The sequence below is a fragment of the Sphingomonas hankookensis genome (genome assembly GCF_001619955.1).
GTDB lineage: Bacteria > Pseudomonadota > Alphaproteobacteria > Sphingomonadales > Sphingomonadaceae > Sphingomonas > Sphingomonas hankookensis_A.
The window spans coordinates 1-638 of the sequence record NZ_LQQO01000046.1 but is presented as its reverse complement, the minus strand read 5'-3'; the positions used below and the strand labels follow the sequence as shown (position 1 = coordinate 638).

The 638-nt window shown below is 65.2% G+C and carries 1 pseudogene; it reads left to right on the top strand.

Annotated elements, in window-relative coordinates:
• Positions 1–16 precede the first annotated feature (16 nt).
• A pseudogene (locus AVT10_RS17965) lies at positions 17–638 on the top strand (IS3-like element ISGbe1 family transposase); the annotation flags it as partial.

Here is a 638-nt window from a genome sequence, read left to right as displayed (position 1 = left end):
AAGGAAGGGACGACGCATGCCTGCCAAGAAGCACAAGCCTGAGGAGATCATCGGGAAGCTGCGTGAGGTCGAGATCATGCTGGGCCAGGGCGGGACGACCGCTGAGGCATGCCGGCGGATCGCGGTCAGCGAGCAGACTTACTACCGCTGGCGCAAGGAGTACGGCGGCTTGAAGACGGATCAGGCGCGTCGGATGAAAGATCTGGAGAAGGAGAACCTGCGGCTGCGGCGTGCGATCTCCGACCTGACACTGGACAAGTTGATTCTACAGGAGGCGGCGCGGGGAAACTTCTGAGCCCCGCGCGACGCCGACGCTGCATCGACCAGGTGCGAGAGGTGCTGTACGTATCCGAGCGGCGCGTGTGCCGCGTGCTGGGGCAGCACCGGTCGACACAGCGCAAGGTGCCGTGCGGGGCAGATGACGAAGAGGTGCTGACCGACGACATCGTCGCGCTGGCCAGGCAGTACGGGCGCTACGGCTACCGCCGGGTAACCGCACTGCTGCATGCGGCGGGCTGGTCGGTGAACCATAAACGGGTGGAGCGGATCTGGCGGCGCGAAGGCCTCAAGGTGCCGCAGAAGCAACCTAAACGTGGCCGGCTATGGTTGAACGACGGCTCGTGCATCCGGCTGCGACC